We start from the raw sequence: 19,588 nt of genomic DNA, 5'->3' as shown, positions 1-19,588 counted from the left end.
AATTTATTTTTCAACTATAAAATAACATTTATGATATTAATTTAATCAAAAATAAGTTAAAAAAGATCCTAAACAGGTTCTAAGATATTAAATCTAATAATTAAAAATAATAAAATTAAAAAGGACTTTTAGTCCTTTTTAATTTTATTATTTAAATAAATCACTATTACGTCAAAATTTATGATCTTTTGTATCTTTTTTATTATCATTATCTAAACTATCATCAAAAAGTGATGGATCGATTTCATAGGATTTACCACTTAAAGCATTATTAATAGCATTTTGATATTCCGAATTGGCTCTCATAATTTTATTACGATCAATTTTTGGATTAAGAATAGCAATAACTAGTATAATAGCAATTGGTAAAATTGCTGATGCTGCTGTAATATATGTTAATATTTGAAAAGCTTTAAAAGTTGCTAATCCTTTTAATCAAGGTAAAGCATTAGGATTAAAATCATCAGGTTTATCTAAAAAAGAAGTAAATGTTCTTTTTAATGAATCATCTGTTGTCATATAAATTAAATTTGAAATTGTATAAATTATTCAAAAAATTAAAATAACTATTAAAAAATATGATGTTCGATATAAATCACGACCTAATTTTGGTGGTTTTAAAATTGAATATAAAAAGCCTCCATTTAGAACTATTGTTGTAACAATAGTGAAAACTATAGTTTTTGATTGTTTTGCAAAATTATAATAGTCAGGTGCACTATTATTTTTAATTTGAAAAGTACCTGCTATAAAATAAGTTAGTATATAAGTAGCTATTGCTAGCACTGTTGTTAATAAGAAAAAAGCTGATAATATTTTCTTTAAAAGTGGAATATATTTTGGTTTATTCATATACGGGTAAAATTTAGGATTTGTGGCGGGATGTTGCGGTAATACACCTAACTTCGCTAAATTTGCTAAACTATTATTATCAAGATTATTAATATTTAAATTATTACCTAGATTCCCAATGCCACCAATATTAGGATTTGTATCAACATTATTATCAACATTCTGATTATTTGGAGTAACACTTGGCTTAACCTCAGTAGCATCATCACTAAAATTATTTAATGCAGTAATTTGATCATTTAATTCATTAAAAGTATTATTATCAAACTGTCTTATTCGTTCAAGACTTTCTTTTTCCACAGTCTTACAAATATTAGTAATTGTAACTATTAATAAGTTACGCTCTTCAAGAATTTCAATACGATTTTTAAGAGAACTTTTAGTAATACTCAAACTACGATTTACCAAATTAGAAATTAACTGCAAAAATTCTATTGCATACTTTTTATCGTTTAATTCTTTTAGTTCTTTTTCAAGAAAAAATAAATTAGAAATTTGTAATTCTAAAATTTTTAAAAGTTCTTCATTAGCAAAAATAGATTTTCTAACAATTAAATTATTTAAACTGTTATATATAGTACTTGATATTTCATAGTATAATGCAACATTTAAATCTTCTTCTGAGTACACTTTTTCGGTTTTTTTCTTTGTAACTCTTTTTACTTTTGGTTTAACCAATGTAATGTCACTATTTTCTTCTACTAACTTTTTTTCTGTAACATCAGTATTTTTATTACTTTTCATTATATGTATCACCTCTTGAGTTTAAAACATCTATAATTATATACTAAATATTCAAAAAAAATAAATCAATTGCAATATTTTTATTAAACTTTCCTTTTTTGATATTGTAATCTAATTCATATGATTTTAACAAAATATTATTAATATTTAAATTAATATTTAAATATTGTTCTAATATTTTTACTTGAAACTTAGAAATATTTAATATATTGGAAATATCTTCATTACTTTTTTTTTGTTTAACTAAAATTTTGATATCTCTAATTAATTCTAATTGATATACAAGAATATTAATCAATTTAATTTTATCATAATTAATAACATTATAATAGTTATATTGTGTTCAAAAATTGTTATAATCTTTTTTTAATATATATTCAACAGTTTTAAAAATATTTGTTTCAAAATATTTAGGAACCACCTCAATAATAATATCTGAAGTTATTTTTTTTCCAATTAATCTTAATTTTGATAATTCATTTAAAATAATACTGACATCATTTGGCAAGTATTCTAAAAGAAAATTAGTTGCTTCTTGAGTAATGTTAATTTTAAAATTATTGCAAACTTTATTAATTAATAATAATAATTGTGATTTTGTATAATTTTTAATTTTGATAATATTAAATTGTTGAAATTCTCTACTAATTTTAAAATCAACATTTAAACTTTTAATAATTATCATTGTTTTTTGATTATGATTAAGCAAAGCATTAACAAATTTTTTTTCTTTAATATATTTTTGTCATAAATTACTGCTATCATTAATTACGATTACTTTATTTTCTTCAAATATACTCATAATTTGAATTTCATTAATAATATTAACAATTGTATCCTCTTGTAATTCATATAGATTATAATCATAATTTTCTTTTTTATGATTTTTTTTAATTAATTGTTCAATATTTTTTCTTACTAAATACTCATCTTGACCATGAACAATATAAACCATGTTTCCAACCTCACAAAATTATTAATATATTTTATGTTAATGTTATAATATCATAATGTTTCATATATAATCACACTTTTATTTTTTCCTCAATAATAAACTTTTTTAAGATTATTCAGTGTTTCAATATTCGGAAAATACTTTTGTTTTTGATAATATTCCAAGGGCGGTTGTCAAAGTTACGAAATAATTTATTATCATATTAGTAACTTATTTCCAAAATTACCATTTAAAAATGATGATAGACAAATTAAATTCTCTTTTACCCTTAAATTTAAATTTATATTCGACGTATTTTAAAAAATATAGATTTTATAAGATAAAATAAAAATTATTATCAAAGGAAAAAGACAAGAAATAATCTTGTCTTTTTTTGTAATTGTAAAATTTTAAAATTTTTAATAAACGTCTTTAACGCTATTATCAACACGTGTTAGGGAATTAAAACAGTAAACTACAACACAGTTGTTAAAAATAGTAGCTAGCATGTGGACTTGCATGGATAAATAAAAAGTGGAGTGATACCTAATAAAATATACTAACCAGTAATGGTAATTCTTGGGGTGGGAGCGAATTGGAAACTAGTATATATAGACCTGTTGTAGGGACCTATTGTATTAATTCTATTCTTTATTTAACCAACCTTGCCACTCCCCAGTGAGCAAGTGTTGGTTTTATTTTTTATTTTTTTTGAAAAAATTTTTGGGCGAGAAAATAAATTTCAAACTTGTAAAAAAAATTGAGCGGTGCCGGTTCAATTAAAATATTAATTTGCTAAACACAAATTAAATAAATATTGAATCGAATGCCTCAATGTTTTTTAAAATTTCACAATTTATTTTTGAGCCCAGAATTTCTGGAATGAATAAAACGAATAGTATTAATAATATAAAAATTAAAATATATGTCCTTTATGCTAGAAAGCAACAGGACATATTATGAAAGGATTATTATGGCAATAGAAATTCTTGATTATGAAGCACTAAGAAAGATTGATAATAAAATTAAAAAAAGAAGAAAAAGATGTGTTGAATGTAATGAATTATATGAAGATGACAAAATGAATATGCTTTATTACTTTAAAACAGAATTAGAAGCAGAACAACATGATATTAAAAAATATGAAGATGATTATGATATAGAAGAACATTTGGATTATAAAAATCCATATGGATATGTTTGTGATTGATGTGCAGATTAATATGCAAATAGAATTTAAAAAAGAACAAATTGTTAGAACCTGTTTGGAATCTTTTAAACATAATTAAACTAAAAAAGGGAATAATTATTTCTAACCTGACAGTTAATTAACATTTTATTTTCTTTGTCATTTTTTTGTTAAAAAGATTTTATCATTTGACAACTTATCGATTAAAAATTTATTTTTCAACTATAAAATAACATTTATGATATTAATTTAATCAAAAATAAGTTAAAAAAGATCCTAAACAGGTTCTTAAAGATAAACCACAATCTATTCTTATTGATTATGTTGAATATAAATTATCGCTTCCAAAATGAATGATTAAAAATAATTCTTTTATTGTTGATAACAGTTACACATATTGAGTTTTTAATTTAGAAAATATTAAAAGAGAATTAAGTGGTAATGAATTAATAAAATTATTAGAACCATATATTAAAGACCAAAAAATAACTGTAAATAAACCAACTAGTCCAAAAGAATATTATCTTAATGATATAAAACTTGAACCATTAACATTTTATGAACAGCATAATAGTTGATTTATGGGTGAAATAACTGATAACAAAACTAAAATTACTAATCCTTGTTTTAAATATAACATTACGTGAGAAGAAAACAGAAAAGGTTTTAAAATAAATAATCCATATAAAGATGATGATTTACCAATTAATTATATAGTTACTTCTTATAAAGAAATTTCAACTCATAATGAAAAAGTATTTTTGTTGAACATGTAAACAAAATAAACTAGATTATTTATTCTTTAATACTAATGATATAAAAACAAGAAAAAACTTTTTAAGAGACAAAAACGGTAAAGCAATTTGTTATGACTGTATTTTAAATATTAGGTTAAGTAGGAGGTATAAATATGGATAAAGAAAAATTAATTAAAGAATTAAGAAATAGTATATATCTTGGAAAAATAGATACATGTTGCGCTCCAAATCTACTTAAAATAATCATAAAAATCAATAATGGTGAATTTGATTAATAATGAAATATGACTTAATTATTGGAATTGACCCTGCTGGTATTGGTAATAATGGAATTGTTATATATTCAAATGAAACTAATAATATTATTTTTAATGAAACATTCAATACATTAACTGTTTTATGAACTAAAAATATTTATAAAGAAAAATTTCAATTAATTAAAGAAAAATTTATTAATAAAAAAATATTAGTTATTGTAGAAAATTTCTTTTTAAGTTCAAAACAATTATTAACTAATCCATTAGCAACCCCTAAAATTATTGGTGCATTAATGGTATTAGTACAAGATGTTATAAATTGAGATTATCTAGAAAGTGAACCAAAAAATAAAACTAAAATAGAAAATTATAAAGGAAATATAAAATTAACAAAACATGAACAAGATGCTTATAAACATATTCAATATTATTTAAAAAATCATAAAAAAATATTAATTTTTGATAATTATTTAAGGAAATTATAAAAATGAAAGATAAAACAAATTATGTCAAATTAACAGTAAAACTTAGTAACACTATTGAAGCAAAATATTACGAAAAAGGTAATAAAGAATTATATTATAGTGTTCGTGGTCAATGAAATGGATTAAACTATGTTACTTTAATTTTTAATAAACCAAAACTTTATAGACGCTGTATTTTATTAAACAAAAACGATGAAATTATAGTAACTGGTGAAATCTTTAATACTTTAAATATTCCTAAAAATCGTGCATTTTGTTCAATTAATGTTAAATGATTTAAAAAATGAAAAGAGTAAAAAATGATATTATGAAAAATTTTATTAATAGTACCGATATTAATAACAAGTATAACACTAATAATATTTTTAATATTTATTATTAAAGAATTAAAAAATGAATATAAAGTATTGAAAATATTAAATGAAATTGCTAATCAAATTGAAAATAAGGAGAAAAAATAATGAATAGATGTACATTTAGTCAAACTACTAAATTTACTAGTTTAATACCACCACATGATGAAAATTTTGAACAAATACAATGTGAAAATATAACAGAAGAGCAATTTGATGAATATGGTAGAGCATACTGTAAAGAACATAGAATTAAAGTTGATGAAATTAATAAATCAAGACATAAAAATTGTATTAATAAAGAAAAATTACTTGAACATATTAAAAATATAAATTTTAAAGGAATTTTTGGTTTATTAATTAAAAAAATAGAAAACGGAGAAATTAACTAATGACTAATTGTAAACATGAAGATGTAAGCATTGAATTAATATTTCGTTGTAATGATTGTTTAGCTGTTCAATTTCAACATCCAAAAAATAATAAGGAGAAATAACTAAATGAAAATGTGTAATGATTGTAAAGAAAATTATAATTGACCAAATTGTCAAAATTGTTTTAAAAAGAATGATAATAAAAATTAAAAAGAATAATAAATGTGGTTATGGTAGAGTTTATGCCCATAAATGTAATAACTTATGTAAGCAAAAACAAAATAAAAGAGTTAGGAAAGAGAGATTAAATTATGAATAAAGAAAAATTACTTAAATATATGAAAGATATAATTAAATGAACTAAAAAAATTAATTATACAAACTCTGATTTTGACAAAAATATTTTAAATTTATTAATTGAAAAAATAGAAAAAGGTGAATTTGATTAATGATAATATTGCCTACTTTGTTTGAAAATAAAGATGAAATTGAAATATTATCACCATTTCCAAAAGCAATTCATACAAGTAATGATATTAGAGCAATTATTTTAAGACAATACCCAAATGTTAAATCAAAACACATAATTGTTTCTGACCCCGAAAGTAATGTTGCATTAATAGTTGGTGATAATGATGTATATCAAGGTTGAATTAAAGTAACAATTAAAAAATTAGAAAATTAAAGGAGAACAAATAAATGCAAAAAGAAAAAATTAAAATTAGAAATTATGAATTTGAATTAAATTCTTATGTAGTAGATTCCTTATTAGATGTTATAAGAGAACTGATAAAAACAAATAAAGGAGATTAAATTATGTTAGATGAAATTTTACAAGTCATTTTTGATAAAGCAGATAAAAAAGAGTTAATCGATACGATAGAAAAGTTAATTAATGTTACTAACAATCGTTCAGAAACAAAAAAATGACTTATTATAAATTTTGATAAAACTAATTATGTTTTAGAAAAATTATTGAATATGAACGGAGAAATTAAATAATGCCAAATATAGAAAATCAATCAAATTATACATTAACTAAATTAATTAGAACTGGTATAAGTCCTATTTGTGCAATGATTGGTACAAGTGCTTATTATGGTCAAGTAATGAACAGTTCACTATTAGGTAGTATTAATAGTTTATTATTTGGTAAAAAATTAGGTTTAGATATTTGAAATTTAAATCAAAGACCAAATACTAAAACTAAATTAATTAATAGTTCTAAAAAAATATTACTAGGTTTAGGAACAATTGGATTAGCAAATTATAGTAAATGAACAGAAAATAATATTACTCCAATTATTCCCACAACACCAACTCCAATAACTACTACAACTACAACTGAGGGTCCACCATGATTATTATTAGATAAACAAGAACATCAGTCATTAATGGATTGAGATACATATATTAGTTTAAATGCTTATGGTATTTCAAATCTTATTAGTGGATTAACTGAGTTAATACCTAATAAGATTTGAAACAATAAGAAAGATTTGTAATATGGCTACTGGTGGATGTTTAATATCAAGTGGTGTAGCAATGGGTATTAATAATGATTTTAGTAATGCTTATGCAGTACCTACCATAATTGCTGGTGCAAGTGAAATTATACATAATTTACTACCTATGGAAACTACACATCATAATGAAGAAATGCAAGAAACATCATTTAATGATGAAACTGCAAGATTAATTAATGACAATAGATTTACTATTAATAGTGAAACAACTAGTCAATATGGTAGTGATAATATGAGCGAATTACCATTAAATCATGATAATGCTTCACTAAATTGAGATTATAATCACATGAGTTTATAAAGGAGGTGAATAATTTATGAATAAAGAAAAATTACTTGAATATTATAATAATGAAATTCAGACATATAAAGAGAGAATGGAACAATTAAATAAAGAAATTGCCTTATTAGTAAGCATTATAAGTAATTCAAAATCGATGATTGAAAGAATTAATGGTGGTCAATTTGATGAATAATTAAAAAATAAATACTTGAAAGGAAAATATTGGAATGAAAGAATTTTTACATGAATTAATAATTATTGGAACAAGTGTTGGAACATTAATTTGCAGAGAAATTATTGTTTTATTAAAAAGATTTATCACAACTCCAAAACATGTTAGAGCAAATAACAAAATTATCAAACATCAAAAAAAATTAGCAAAATTAAATGAAAAGATTAATAAAGGAGAAAAATAATATGACAAAAATTGAATTTAATGAAAAATATAGAAAACAAGATATTAGTATTGATAGAGATTTTGATTTACATATTGATAATTGTTTTAAATTTTCTGATATTGATATATTAGAAAATGCTGTTAATGATTATAAAAAACTAATAAGTGAAATGCCACAATTAGTTAAAGATTGACTATGGGGATAAGATTAGGAGAATGTTAAATGTTAGAACCTGTTTGGAATCTTTTAAACATAATTAAACTAAAAAAGGGAATAATTATTTCTAACCTGACAGTTAATTAACATTTTATTTTCTTTGTCATTTTTTTGTTAAAAAGATTTTATCATTTGACAACTTATCGATTAAAAATTTATTTTTCAACTATAAAATAACATTTATGATATTAATTTAATCAAAAATAAGTTAAAAAAGATCCTAAACAGGTTCTTAGAAAATGAAAATAATGTTCAACAAACAACTGAACCTTTAACTGAAAACAATGCTTCTTCACAAGAAATAGAAAATAAAGTTAATGAAGCAGAAAATAAGTTAAATAAACTTAATCAAGAAATTAAAGAAAAAGAAATTATTAATATATTTAAAAAATATCAAGTTAAAACTGAATTTTATGATTATTTAAAATTTAAAACTAATAATTTAGAAAATTCAAAAATTGAAGAAACTATTAAAAAAATAATTAAAGAACAACCAGTATTTAAAGAAACAATTAATACAGGTGGCAAACCACAAACAATAATAACAAATCAACCAAATTCAATAAAAAGTACTTTATTGGATTATAAAAAGAAAAATAATTTATAACAGAAAGGAAAATAAAAAATGGCAGTACCATTCAATAAAAATTTAGATAATACCGAAAAATTAGTAGAAGCACCAGAATTTATAGAATTTTATAAACAATCAAATTCACCATGAGCAAGTTTTTTTCCCATTGAAATGGTTAATTCTACAAAAATTGAATTTATAGTTAAAAAACCAAAAAATCCAGAAATGAAAATACTAAAATGAAATGATAAAAGCAAAGGATTAGATGTTAGTTATGCTGAAACTATTAAAATTTTAAAAGAAATTAAAGAAGAAGCAGTTGCAGGTGAAATAATTGCTAATGTTGATTTAAATGCTGAAAATGGACAAAATTTATTAAATACAATGCAATATGAAGTTGCTAATGATTTAGCAGATTATTTAGCAAATAATGATACAAATGTAATTGCAAAATATGCAACTAAAGTAGATATTACTGATAAATCATCAGTAGGATATTTAAAATCAATGTTAGATGCTTGAAATACTTTATTTAAATTAAGAAAAATAGTAATAATTGTCGTTTTTTTATTACTAATAATCTTTATGATAGTATTGTTTATTTAGCTAATAATAAAGGTTTAATTACTGATAATCAGATTGCTCAACAATTAAGATTAAATGGAAATGACTTATATATTAAAGGTGTACTATGTCAAATTGTAATGGATGATTATATGACTTTTACTGATAATAATGAAACTAAAATTATGTCTTTTGTTTTAGCTACACCAAGAGCAATGAAAAGATATATGTTGCAAAATACAGTTGTATATGTTCAAGATATTGCTGATGGTAAAGTTGGAAGAAGATATTTAGTTGGTGGAGAAGTAACTGGTGAATCAATACCATATATAACACATGAAGAAACAACTTCACGCTGAATGTTATGTGCAATTATTAATAATGATAAAACTGATTTAAAAACTAAAATTACAATTTTAACAACTGATATTACTACAAATGTTAATAACAATAATAGTGAATTAAATACACAAATAAAAAGCACTAATGAACTTAAATCATTAAATCCTAATTTAACAAATCCAACTATTAAATATTTTAGTGATGCACAAGGCAAAACTAATGTAAGTAATCAAAAACAAAAAGCAGGTGACTTATATATAACTATTACTGCAAATGTTAACGACTTAAATTATAAAGGAACAACAAATCCAATTAAAATAACTCTTAAATAAAGGAAAATAAATGCCATGCCAATCGGTACAACTAGTACAGCAATACTTTTGAACATAAATAAACCCAAACATACTAGAATAAGTAAACAGCAAGAAAATAAAAGTTTTTGATGAGAAATTTTAGAAATGATTGGTGTACAGGTCATAGCAGTAGCGCTTGCCCCTTTTACTGGTGGATTAAGTGAAAGTGTAGCCCTTGGATTAGGTGCAAGTGATTTAGTTGCTAGTATTAGTGCTGTTGGTGTAGAGTTTTTAACTGATTTTACTATTAATCAAGTTTATGATTATTTAAAAGGAAATGTAACAAAATTAAATACTTTCTTTAATATACTTCCTGCATTTGCTGGACTTAATAAAATTAGTCGTGGTTATCGTACTACTAAATTTATTAAATTAGCAGAAAAAACTAAAACATTAGAACAAGTTGGAATTAAAGAAGCAAAAAACTTACAAGAAATTATAAGTCAAGTAAGTGGAAAAGAAATTTTAACAGATAAAATTATTGGTAATAAACGTTATTTAATGAATTATAGTTTTACTCCTAATCGTGAAACAGTATTACGAGATTTAGGTTATGTTGCTGAAAGACAATATAAGAACCTGTTTAGGATCTTTTTTAACTTATTTTTGATTAAATTAATATCATAAATGTTATTTTATAGTTGAAAAATAAATTTTTAATCGATAAGTTGTCAAATGATAAAATCTTTTTAACAAAAAAATGACAAAGAAAATAAAATGTTAATTAACTGTCAGGTTAGAAATAATTATTCCCTTTTTTAGTTTAATTATGTTTAAAAGATTCCAAACAGGTTCTTACTATTTTTTAAAAGATAATACAACTAAAATACTTATTTTTAAAAATTACTAAAAAATTAAAAAATAAATCTAATATTTATACACAACAAAAATTCTTATTAAAACACATTTAATAAGTTTTATTTTATTTTATTTTGATTTTTTAAAAAAAGTAAAATTTTAACTTGGTAATGTTTAGTAATCTGTGTAACTTACAAAAATAACTATGTTTAATTAATAATAAACCTAGAAAGAGTGAATTACAGATGGCTAAAAAGCAAAATATTAATAATAATGATCCAATATCAAAAGCAGTAGATTTATTATTAGAAAATACTGAAGATTTAACAACAGTTTTTAAAGAGGGAGGTTTATATAAAGAATTAACAAAAAGATTAGTAGAAAAAATGTTGAATTCTGAGATGCAAAATTATTTAGGATATGATAAGAACCTGTTTAGGATCTTTTTTAACTTATTTTTGATTAAATTAATATCATAAATGTTATTTTATAGTTGAAAAATAAATTTTTAATCGATAAGTTGTCAAATGATAAAATCTTTTTAACAAAAAAATGACAAAGAAAATAAAATGTTAATTAACTGTCAGGTTAGAAATAATTATTCCCTTTTTTAGTTTAATTATGTTTAAAAGATTCCAAACAGGTTCTAATAATAAATCTACTGCTTTTGATATTGGATCATTATTATTAATATTTTGCTTTTTAGCCATCTGTAATTCACTCTTTCTAGGTTTATTATAGAATTAATTAAACATAGTTATTTTTGTAAGTTACACAGATTACTAAACATTACCTAAGGACAACCTTTTTTGCTTAAAGATCGAGTAATATTGAATGCTAATAAAAGATTATTAATAATTTTATTGTTAAATTCATTACCTCGATCACTATGAAATATTTGGATATCTTTTAAACAGCGATTTGATTGCATAAATGCTTGATATACTAGTAATGCATTTTTTTAACTCCAACACTATGTCCAATAATTTCGCGGTTAAATAGGTCTATTAATAGGCAAATATAGTTTCATTTACCATTAACTTGAACGTAAGTTAAATCACTAACAATAACTTCATTTTTAACCCTATTATTAAAGTTTCTATTAACAAGATTGGTTATTTGACTATTATTGACTTTATTATGATGATTTTTGAATGATAATTTAGTGTATTTTGATATTAAATTATGCTTATTCATAATTTCTTTAATTTTTCTGCGTGATAAATAAATTTCTTGGTTTTCTAAAATTTTTTTTAATCTTCTAGTACCATAAACTTCTTTATTTTCTTTAAAAGCACTAATAACAGCTTCATCATACATATTATTTTTGATTTTATTTTCTTTTTTCTTTAAGTTAAAATAATATGTTGATTTAGATATTTTCAAAAAACGACACATTGTGCGAATTTTATATTTAACTTTATTTTTAGCAATAATTTCTACTTTCTGCCTATTATTAGTGCTGCTTGCTTTAAAATATCATTTTCCATTCTTAATTGTTTTAATTCTTTTCTTAATTTAATTAATTCATTTTCTTCAACAGAACGATTATCTTTAGTTTTAAAACTACCTGAATTAGTAAATTGCTTAATTCAATTATAAGTAGCTGCTCTTGTAACATTGTACTCTTTAGCAAGACAAGACACTGACTTACCGCTTTGATATAAAGCTACTATTTGTTTTTTAAATTCATCTGAATATGAGTTAATATTGGCCATAATTATACTTCCTTTCTTTTCACTAATTTGTTCACTTGTCTACGTAATTAGTGTCCAATAAAGTGTAACCCATCCACACTAGGTACACCATAATATCAAGATTGTGCTTTAATAGGGTCTAATACTTTTAATTCTTCTAAGTTATTAATTATATCTTGTGATAAGTTATGTTTATTTAATTTTCAATTTGAATAATGAAATAATTTAAATTTATTATTATCAAATACTGATTTTATTTGTTCATTTTTTACTTTCATTATTTCTAAATTATAAGGTACACGTTCATTCATATAATTAATATGATATTGATATATATTATCTGGATTACAACTTCTAATTTTAATAGTTTTTTTAGCATTACCTAATGCAAATGTAATTGCTTGAAATTCTGCTTGACTAAATTCATTTGCTTCTTCACATCATTCAATTGCTAAATCAAAACCTTTTATTTCACTACGAGAAAGACCTTTTAAAGGTATTCTATCATTACTATTACTATATACACCCATCACTCGTATAAATGATTTATTACCTTTAAATCTAAAATATGCTTGTTTATTTGGATATTTTAAATTAAAGTCTACATAATCATTAAATCCAGAAGAAATAAATGCTTCATATATTTCTTTTGTTAATTCATTAATATCTTTATTTAATTTTCTAAATCCATAAATAGCAATTGATTTATTAACTTTAATTGAAATAGCAATTAATATTGCTAATTCTTCTGCAATACTATATGTTTTACTTGAATAACGACTACCACTTAAATTATATTCACTATGAGTAAAATCACTTTTATTTAATAATCAATAACTAATTTCATACAAATAAGTAAATTCTTTATTCATAATATTATTCCTGCAATTCTTCTAATTTTAAAAGTTTTCCAAAACTAAAAGGGTATGGTGCCATAACCATATATATTTTTTGGAAATTTGCTAATAATCAAGTATTATTATCATCACGAGTTCTAAAATACTCTAAATATAAATCATCTCTACTTGGAATCCAATCACATAAGAACCTGTTTGGAATCTTTTAGAACCTGTTTGGAATCTTTTAAACATAATTAAACTAAAAAAGGGAATAATTATTTCTAACCTGACAGTTAATTAACATTTTATTTTCTTTGTCATTTTTTTGTTAAAAAGATTTTATCATTTGACAACTTATCGATTAAAAATTTATTTTTCAACTATAAAATAACATTTATGATATTAATTTAATCAAAAATAAGTTAAAAAAGATCCTAAACAGGTTCTTAAACATAATTAAACTAAAAAAGGGAATAATTATTTCTAACCTGACAGTTAATTAACATTTTATTTTCTTTGTCATTTTTTTGTTAAAAAGATTTTATCATTTGACAACTTATCGATTAAAAATTTATTTTTCAACTATAAAATAACATTTATGATATTAATTTAATCAAAAATAAGTTAAAAAAGATCCTAAACAGGTTCTAAGAATTCTTTAATTAATCAACCATAAGTTTTATTTGTTTCTGTTTCACAATAATTATAATAAATACGATATCTTTTATTTTTAACAAAATTATAATTAATAGTTTTTTTATCTTGCTTAGTTCCTACTTCTTTTCAATTTGAACCACTTGGACTTGGTTGTGATTGTTTTTCTAATATTTCATTAATTGCTTGTAATAATTTTTTATTTTGAGTTTTTAATAATTTATATTCATTATTTTCTAATAAATCTCTACAAAGTAATGAATTTTCGGTAATGTTTAGTAATCTGTGTAACTTACAAAAATAACTATGTTTAATTAATTCTATAATAAACCTAGAAAGAGTGAATTACAGATGGCTAAAAAGCAAAATATTAATAATAATGATCCAATATCAAAAGCAGTAGATTTATTATTAGAAAATACTGAAGATTTAACAACAGTTTTTAAAGAGGGAGGTTTGTATAAAGAATTAACAAAAAGATTAGTAGAAAAAATGTTGAATTCTGAGATGCAAAATTATTTAGGATATGATAAGAATCAACATAGTAATAGTGACAATGCTCGTAATGGTATAAGTTCAAAAAAATTAATAACTCAACAAGGTAAAATTGAGATTGATGTACCACGAGATCGCAATAGTAATTTTAATCCTGTAATAATTGCAAAAAGACAAAGAAGATTTGATGGTTTTGATCAACAAGTTCTTTCTTTATATGCAAAAGGTATGACATTATCAGATATTAGAATGCAATTACAAGAGTTATATCATGGTGCTGATATTAGTGAAAGTGTTATTAGTCAAATTACTGATGATGTTATTGATGATGTAAAAGCATGGCAAAATCGACCATTAGATAGTATTTATCCGATTGTTTATTTTGATTGCATAGTAGTTAAAATACGACAAGATAAACGCATTATTAACAAATCTGTGTATATAGCTTTAGGAGTTGATTTAGAAGGTAAAAAAGATGTTTTAGGCTTATGAATTAGTGAAAATGAAAGTTCTAAATTTTGATTAGCCAATTTCACAGAAATGAAAAATCGAGGCTTAAATGATATTCTTATTGCTTGTAGTGATAATTTAACAGGAATGTCAGAAGCAATACAATCAGTTTATCCTAAAACAGAACATCAAATATGCATCGTTCATCAAATTAGAAATAGTTTGAAATATGTCTCATATAAGCATAGAAAATCTCTAGTTGCAGATTTAAAACCAATTTATACTGCATGTAGTGAAGAACAAGCAATGCAGGCTTTAGAAACATTTGAAAATAAGTGAAATAAACAATATCCTCAAATTGCTAAATCTTGATATAAAAATTGAGAAAATTTGATAGTTTTTATTAGTTATCCAACAGAAATTAAAAGAGTAATTTATACCACAAATGCTATTGAATCTGTTAATAGTCAATTACGAAAAGTTATCAGAAATAAAAAAGTTTTTCCTAATGATATGGAAGAATTGAAAATATTTTATTTAGCAATTGAAAATATAACAAAAAAATGAACAATGCCCATTCAAAATTGAAATACAGCAATTGCTCATTTTATGATAAAATTTGAAGATAGAATTAATCTTAACTAGTACTTTGTAAAACAAAGATACACAGATTTCTAAAAAGCCTCATAGTTTCTTTTAAAAACTTAAATTTTAATAATTCTAAATTATTTTTTTTAATATTATTTAATCTTTTTTTAATCCAATTTTTCTTTAACAATTGATTCTCCAATTTAATTATATTTATTATTTAATTGATAGCAAATCATTAAATTTTCTAATAACATGGCAATAGTCATTGGTCCAACACCACCAGGCACAGGAGTAATTGCTGAAGCGGTATTTTTCATTGTTTCAAAATTAATATCACCAACAACTTTTTTTTCTTTACCTTGATAATTAATTGCTACATCAATAATAACAACATCACGTTTAACTTGACTACTATTAATAATATTATAGACACCAGTAGCACTACAAATGATATCAGCTTCTTTAGTATAAAGAGTTAAGTCTTTAGTTAATTTATGAACAATGCTAACAGTTGCTCCCATATTAGTTAATGATAAAGCCAATGGTTTACCAACAATATTACTATCGTTAATGATAGTAATATTTTGTTTAGAAATGGGAATTTGATAGTGATTTAGTAATTTTAAAATACCTTTTACTGTACAAGGCAACATTGTTTTTTTATCACCTTGTAATAATCTTCCAGCATTAATATTTGTTAAACCATCAACATCTTTATTAATAGTAATGCTATTAATAATTGCTAATGTATCTAAATGTTTTGGTAGTGGTAATTGTACTAAAATTCCATCAATATTATTATCACTATTTAATTGTTCAATTTTATTAATTATTTCTTTTTGTGTTACTACTGTTGTTAGTGAAAATACTTGTCCATCAATACCACATTCTTGACATGCTTTAATTTTAGTTCGTACGTACATTTGTGATGCTAAATCTTCACCAATAATTATTACTGCTAGTTTAGGTTTACGATTAGTAATAGTTGTTACTTGTGCTTTAATTTTTGCTTTAATTTGCTGGGCAATTATTTTACCATCTAAAATTTTTATCATATGTGTTCACCGTTTCTTAATTTATCCAATTAATACGTTTTCTTCAACTCTACTTATCGTTGGTTTTGATTTACGATCACTTCAAGCAAGAACAGTAGTTGATACTCCTAATTGTCCCACAAACATGACAAAAATTAAACTAAGTTGAGTAAAAATACCTAATTTCGAATTATCAAATAATGAAAGTCCTGTTGTTCCAAAAGCACTTGAAACATCAAAAATTACTTGTGCAAAGGTCATGTCAGAATTATCTGTTATAAAAAAATTTTCAATTGTGATAATCATTACTGATACAAAAACTAAAATAAAACCAAGTGTGCCGATTATAAATGACATACGAACAGTTTGATTAGGAATTTTACGCTTGAATACAAAAACATCATTACGGCCACGGGCAATATTAAAAATTGTTAAAAGAATGATTGCTAAAGTTGTCGTTCTAATTCCTCCGGCAGTACTTGCTGGTGAAGAACCAATTCACATCATTAATGATTGGATCATTTGTGAGGCAAGGTGAAATTTATTTAAGTCAACTGTATAGTATCCAGCATTTCTTGTTGACATTGTATTAAAAAAAACAGCCATAATTGCATCAGATGTCGATAAATTTTTAAAAATAGGCTCTTGCCTTGATGGAGTTATGACATTACGTGAAAAATATTCAATAAACATAACACTACTAACACCCAATATCGCAACTAAAAAATATGTTATTAATGTTAGTTTAGTTGGGCGGTTGTCAAATTTACGAAATAATTTATTATCATATTAGTAACTTATTTCCAAAAATGAATTATTTGAAAAATAATGAAAATTAGACAAAATTACTCTCTTTAAACCTTAAATTTAAATTTATATTCGACGTATTTTAAAAAATATACATTTAAAAAAAATAAAAATTATTGTCAAAGTTATTATTAAGGAAAAAGACAAGAAATAATCTTGTCTTTTTTTGTAATTGTAAAATTTTAAAATTTTTAATAACTTTCTTTAATACTATTATCAACACGTGTTAGGGAACTAAAAAAGTGAACTACAACACAGTTGTTAAAAATAGTAGCTAGCATGTGGACTTGCATGGATAAATAAAAAGTGGAGTGATGCCTAATAAAATATACTAACCAGTAATGGTAATTCTTGGGGTGGGAGCGAATTGGAAACTAGTATATATAGACCTGTTGTAGGGACCTACTGTATTAATTCTATTCTTTATTTAACCAACCTTGCCACTCCCCAGTGAGCAAGTGTTGGTTTTATTTTTTATTTTTTTTGAAAAATTTTTTGGGCGAGAAAATAAATTTCAAACTTGTAAAAAAAATTGAGCGGTGCCGGTTCAATTAAAATATTAATTTGTTTAACACAAATTAAATAAATATTGAATCGAATGCCTCGATTTCTTTTTAAAATTTCACAATTTATTTTTGAGCCCAGAATTGATGGAATGAATAAAACGAATAGTAGTATTATTAATAATCTAAAAATCAAATTATATGTCCTTTATGCTAGGAAGCAACAGGACATATTTAGGAAAGGATTATTATGCAAATAGAATTTAAAAAAGAACAAATTGTTAAAGATAAACCACAATCTATTCTTATTGATTATGTTGAATATAGATTATCGCTGCCAAAATGAATGATTAAAAATAATTCTTTTATTGTTGACAACAGTTACACGTATTGAGTTTTTAATTTAGAAAATATTAAAAGAGAATTAAGTGGTAATGAATTAATAAAATTATTAGAACCATATATTAAAGACCAAAAAATAATTGTTAATAAACCAATTGCTCCAAAAGAATATTATCTTAATGATATAAAACTTGAACCATTAACATTTTATGAACAGCATAATAGTTGATTTATGGGTGAAATAACTGATAACAAAACTAAAATTACTAATCCTTGTTTTAAATATAACATTACGTGAGAAGAAAACAGAAAAGGTTTTAAAATAAATAATCCATATAAATATGATGATTTACCAATTAATTATATAGTTACTTCTTATAAGGAACTTTCAACTCATAATGAAAAAGTATTTTTGTTGAACATGTAAACAACATAAATTTGATTATTTATTCTTTAATACTAATGATATAAAAACAAGAAAATATTTTTTAAGAGATAAAAATAGTAAAGCAATTTGTTATGACTGTATTTTAAATATTAGGTTAAGTAGGAGGTATAAATATGGATAAAGAAAAATTAATTAGTTGATTAAATTTAATTTTAGATAGTGATATAGAACAATATAATAAAGAAAAAGACATATATTATTTAAATAAATTAAAAGGTTCAATTGATATTATTAAAATTTTAATTAATAAAATACAATGCAGAGAATTTGATTAATAATGAAATATGACTTAATTATTGGAATTGACCCTGCTGGTATTGGTAATAATGGAATTGTTATATATTCAAATGAAACTAATAATATTATTTTTAATGAAACATTCAATACATTAACTGTTTTATGAACTAAAAATATTTATAAAGAAAAATTTCAATTAATTAAAGAAAAATTTATTGATAAAAAAATATTAGTTATTGTAGAAAATTTCTTTTTAAATTCAAAACAATTATTAACTAATCCATTAGCAACTCCTAAAATTATTGGTTCATTAATGGTATTAGTACAAGATGTTATGAATTGAGATTATCTAGAAAACCAACCAAAAAATAAAAATAAAATAACAAATTATAAAGGAAATATAAAATTAAAAAAACATGAACAAGATGCATATAAGCATATTTAATATTATTTAAAAAATCATAAAAAAATATTAATTTTTGACAATTATTTAA

At 22.6% G+C, this 19,588-nt stretch carries 31 protein-coding genes and 1 pseudogene; 23 read left to right on the top strand and 9 right to left on the bottom strand.

The genetic code is table 4. The annotated features are described in order from the left end of the window. Window positions 1–147 precede the first annotated feature (147 nt). Window positions 148–1,596, bottom strand: coding sequence for a hypothetical protein (locus ACXUB0_RS05075; protein WP_458257966.1), 1,449 nt, complete (start codon window positions 1,594–1,596; stop codon window positions 148–150). 43 nt (window positions 1,597–1,639) lie between these two features. Beyond that, entirely contained in the window at window positions 1,640–2,551 is a 912-nt protein-coding gene (gene holA / locus ACXUB0_RS05070; RefSeq protein ID WP_458257965.1) for a DNA polymerase III subunit delta, read from the bottom strand. A 952-nt stretch (window positions 2,552–3,503) separates the two neighbouring features. Between holA and ACXUB0_RS05065 the strand changes: the two genes are divergently transcribed. The 19 genes and pseudogenes from ACXUB0_RS05065 to ACXUB0_RS04975 form a co-directional block, all read left to right on the top strand. After that, on the top strand, window positions 3,504–3,752 hold the full coding sequence (locus ACXUB0_RS05065) for a hypothetical protein (protein ID WP_458257964.1): 249 nt from the start codon (window positions 3,504–3,506) through the stop codon (window positions 3,750–3,752). A gap of 320 nt (window positions 3,753–4,072) precedes the next feature. Then, entirely contained in the window at window positions 4,073–4,495 is a 423-nt protein-coding gene (locus ACXUB0_RS05060; protein WP_458257963.1) for a hypothetical protein, read from the top strand. Window positions 4,496–4,629: 134 nt separating this feature from the next. Continuing rightward, the gene (locus ACXUB0_RS05055) at window positions 4,630–4,752 is read left to right on the top strand and encodes a hypothetical protein (RefSeq protein ID WP_458257962.1); all 123 of its coding nucleotides are present in this window, start codon (window positions 4,630–4,632) and stop codon (window positions 4,750–4,752) included. A gap of 2 nt (window positions 4,753–4,754) precedes the next feature. Beyond that, a complete protein-coding gene (locus ACXUB0_RS05050; protein ID WP_458257961.1) occupies window positions 4,755–5,219 on the top strand; it encodes a hypothetical protein in 465 nt (154 codons plus the stop codon). 2 nt (window positions 5,220–5,221) lie between these two features. Next, window positions 5,222–5,515: a hypothetical protein gene (locus tag ACXUB0_RS05045; protein ID WP_458257489.1), complete on the top strand. Its 294-nt coding sequence runs from the start codon at window positions 5,222–5,224 to the stop codon at window positions 5,513–5,515. A 3-nt stretch (window positions 5,516–5,518) separates the two neighbouring features. Beyond that, window positions 5,519–5,680 (top strand): hypothetical protein, encoded by a 162-nt coding sequence (locus ACXUB0_RS05040; RefSeq protein WP_342266587.1) that lies wholly within the window; start codon window positions 5,519–5,521, stop codon window positions 5,678–5,680. Continuing rightward, window positions 5,680–5,964, top strand: coding sequence for a hypothetical protein (locus ACXUB0_RS05035; RefSeq protein WP_458257490.1), 285 nt, complete (start codon window positions 5,680–5,682; stop codon window positions 5,962–5,964). Before ACXUB0_RS05040 ends, ACXUB0_RS05035 begins: the two co-directional genes overlap by 1 nt. A 293-nt stretch (window positions 5,965–6,257) precedes the next feature. Then, window positions 6,258–6,395: a hypothetical protein gene (locus ACXUB0_RS05030; protein ID WP_281747958.1), complete on the top strand. Its 138-nt coding sequence runs from the start codon at window positions 6,258–6,260 to the stop codon at window positions 6,393–6,395. Further along, on the top strand, window positions 6,395–6,631 hold the full coding sequence (locus ACXUB0_RS05025) for a hypothetical protein (protein ID WP_174480108.1): 237 nt from the start codon (window positions 6,395–6,397) through the stop codon (window positions 6,629–6,631). The genes ACXUB0_RS05030 and ACXUB0_RS05025 overlap by 1 nt, the downstream gene beginning before the upstream one ends. Window positions 6,632–6,762: 131 nt before the next feature. Further along, window positions 6,763–6,948 carry a hypothetical protein gene (locus ACXUB0_RS05020; RefSeq protein WP_458257529.1) on the top strand — a complete coding sequence of 62 codons (186 nt, stop codon included), beginning with the start codon at window positions 6,763–6,765 and terminating at the stop codon, window positions 6,946–6,948. Continuing rightward, window positions 6,948–7,451, top strand: a complete 504-nt coding sequence (locus tag ACXUB0_RS05015) for a hypothetical protein (protein WP_458257960.1) — start codon at window positions 6,948–6,950, stop codon at window positions 7,449–7,451. The genes ACXUB0_RS05020 and ACXUB0_RS05015 overlap by 1 nt, the downstream gene beginning before the upstream one ends. A 1-nt stretch (window position 7,452) precedes the next feature. Then, on the top strand, window positions 7,453–7,773 hold the full coding sequence (locus ACXUB0_RS05010) for a hypothetical protein (RefSeq protein ID WP_458257959.1): 321 nt from the start codon (window positions 7,453–7,455) through the stop codon (window positions 7,771–7,773). A 16-nt stretch (window positions 7,774–7,789) separates the two neighbouring features. After that, entirely contained in the window at window positions 7,790–7,948 is a 159-nt protein-coding gene (locus ACXUB0_RS05005; RefSeq protein WP_281747961.1) for a hypothetical protein, read from the top strand. A gap of 34 nt (window positions 7,949–7,982) precedes the next feature. Further along, window positions 7,983–8,171 (top strand): hypothetical protein, encoded by a 189-nt coding sequence (locus ACXUB0_RS05000; RefSeq protein ID WP_174481134.1) that lies wholly within the window; start codon window positions 7,983–7,985, stop codon window positions 8,169–8,171. A 1-nt stretch (window position 8,172) separates the two neighbouring features. Then, window positions 8,173–8,358, top strand: coding sequence for a hypothetical protein (locus tag ACXUB0_RS04995; RefSeq protein ID WP_458257958.1), 186 nt, complete (start codon window positions 8,173–8,175; stop codon window positions 8,356–8,358). A 636-nt stretch (window positions 8,359–8,994) separates the two neighbouring features. Further along, complete coding sequence (locus ACXUB0_RS04990; protein ID WP_458257957.1) at window positions 8,995–9,546, top strand: hypothetical protein; 552 nt, start codon at window positions 8,995–8,997, stop codon at window positions 9,544–9,546. 110 nt (window positions 9,547–9,656) lie between these two features. Further along, a complete protein-coding gene (locus tag ACXUB0_RS04985) occupies window positions 9,657–10,178 on the top strand; it encodes a hypothetical protein (RefSeq protein WP_458257956.1) in 522 nt (173 codons plus the stop codon). A gap of 15 nt (window positions 10,179–10,193) precedes the next feature. Then, window positions 10,194–10,826, top strand: a complete 633-nt coding sequence (locus ACXUB0_RS04980; RefSeq protein WP_458257955.1) for a hypothetical protein — start codon at window positions 10,194–10,196, stop codon at window positions 10,824–10,826. Window positions 10,827–11,242: 416 nt separating this feature from the next. Continuing rightward, window positions 11,243–11,428: pseudogene (locus ACXUB0_RS04975) on the top strand (IS256 family transposase); the annotation flags it as partial. A gap of 141 nt (window positions 11,429–11,569) precedes the next feature. Here the strand turns inward: ACXUB0_RS04975 and ACXUB0_RS04970 are convergent. The 5 genes from ACXUB0_RS04970 to ACXUB0_RS04950 form a co-directional block, all read right to left on the bottom strand. Continuing rightward, complete coding sequence (locus tag ACXUB0_RS04970) at window positions 11,570–11,707, bottom strand: hypothetical protein (RefSeq protein ID WP_458257766.1); 138 nt, start codon at window positions 11,705–11,707, stop codon at window positions 11,570–11,572. An 83-nt stretch (window positions 11,708–11,790) separates the two neighbouring features. Next, the gene (locus ACXUB0_RS04965) at window positions 11,791–11,928 is read right to left on the bottom strand and encodes a hypothetical protein (protein ID WP_458257954.1); all 138 of its coding nucleotides are present in this window, start codon (window positions 11,926–11,928) and stop codon (window positions 11,791–11,793) included. A gap of 14 nt (window positions 11,929–11,942) precedes the next feature. Beyond that, window positions 11,943–12,395, bottom strand: a complete 453-nt coding sequence (locus tag ACXUB0_RS04960; RefSeq protein ID WP_458257953.1) for an IS3 family transposase — start codon at window positions 12,393–12,395, stop codon at window positions 11,943–11,945. A 41-nt stretch (window positions 12,396–12,436) separates the two neighbouring features. Further along, window positions 12,437–12,715: a transposase gene (locus ACXUB0_RS04955; protein WP_353306568.1), complete on the bottom strand. Its 279-nt coding sequence runs from the start codon at window positions 12,713–12,715 to the stop codon at window positions 12,437–12,439. 47 nt (window positions 12,716–12,762) lie between these two features. Continuing rightward, window positions 12,763–13,566, bottom strand: coding sequence for a hypothetical protein (locus tag ACXUB0_RS04950; protein WP_458257952.1), 804 nt, complete (start codon window positions 13,564–13,566; stop codon window positions 12,763–12,765). A 972-nt stretch (window positions 13,567–14,538) separates the two neighbouring features. On the opposite strand from ACXUB0_RS04950, the gene ACXUB0_RS04945 reads away from it, so the two are divergent. Beyond that, the gene (locus ACXUB0_RS04945) at window positions 14,539–15,777 is read left to right on the top strand and encodes an IS256 family transposase (protein WP_458257951.1); all 1,239 of its coding nucleotides are present in this window, start codon (window positions 14,539–14,541) and stop codon (window positions 15,775–15,777) included. Window positions 15,778–15,923: 146 nt separating this feature from the next. Here ACXUB0_RS04945 and ACXUB0_RS04940 read toward each other — a convergent pair whose 3' ends face one another. Further along, window positions 15,924–16,778, bottom strand: coding sequence for a bifunctional 5,10-methylenetetrahydrofolate dehydrogenase/5,10-methenyltetrahydrofolate cyclohydrolase (locus ACXUB0_RS04940; protein ID WP_458257950.1), 855 nt, complete (start codon window positions 16,776–16,778; stop codon window positions 15,924–15,926). 21 nt (window positions 16,779–16,799) lie between these two features. Next, window positions 16,800–17,492 (bottom strand): potassium transporter TrkG, encoded by a 693-nt coding sequence (locus tag ACXUB0_RS04935; RefSeq protein ID WP_458258797.1) that lies wholly within the window; start codon window positions 17,490–17,492, stop codon window positions 16,800–16,802. Between the two features lie 825 nt (window positions 17,493–18,317). Here ACXUB0_RS04935 and ACXUB0_RS04930 point away from each other — a divergent pair. The 3 genes from ACXUB0_RS04930 to ACXUB0_RS04920 all read left to right on the top strand — a co-directional run bounded on the left by ACXUB0_RS04930 (window position 18,318) and on the right by ACXUB0_RS04920 (window position 19,539). Beyond that, complete coding sequence (locus ACXUB0_RS04930) at window positions 18,318–18,836, top strand: hypothetical protein (RefSeq protein WP_458257873.1); 519 nt, start codon at window positions 18,318–18,320, stop codon at window positions 18,834–18,836. A 134-nt stretch (window positions 18,837–18,970) separates the two neighbouring features. After that, on the top strand, window positions 18,971–19,132 hold the full coding sequence (locus ACXUB0_RS04925) for a hypothetical protein (protein ID WP_338960339.1): 162 nt from the start codon (window positions 18,971–18,973) through the stop codon (window positions 19,130–19,132). Between the two features lie 2 nt (window positions 19,133–19,134). After that, window positions 19,135–19,539, top strand: a complete 405-nt coding sequence (locus ACXUB0_RS04920) for a hypothetical protein (RefSeq protein ID WP_458257949.1) — start codon at window positions 19,135–19,137, stop codon at window positions 19,537–19,539. Window positions 19,540–19,588: the final 49 nt, after the last annotated feature.

This window comes from Spiroplasma endosymbiont of Dactylopius coccus, from assembly GCF_977110965.1.
The sequence above is the reverse complement of the archived record's forward strand: the minus strand, read 5'-3'. Positions and strand labels throughout refer to the sequence as shown.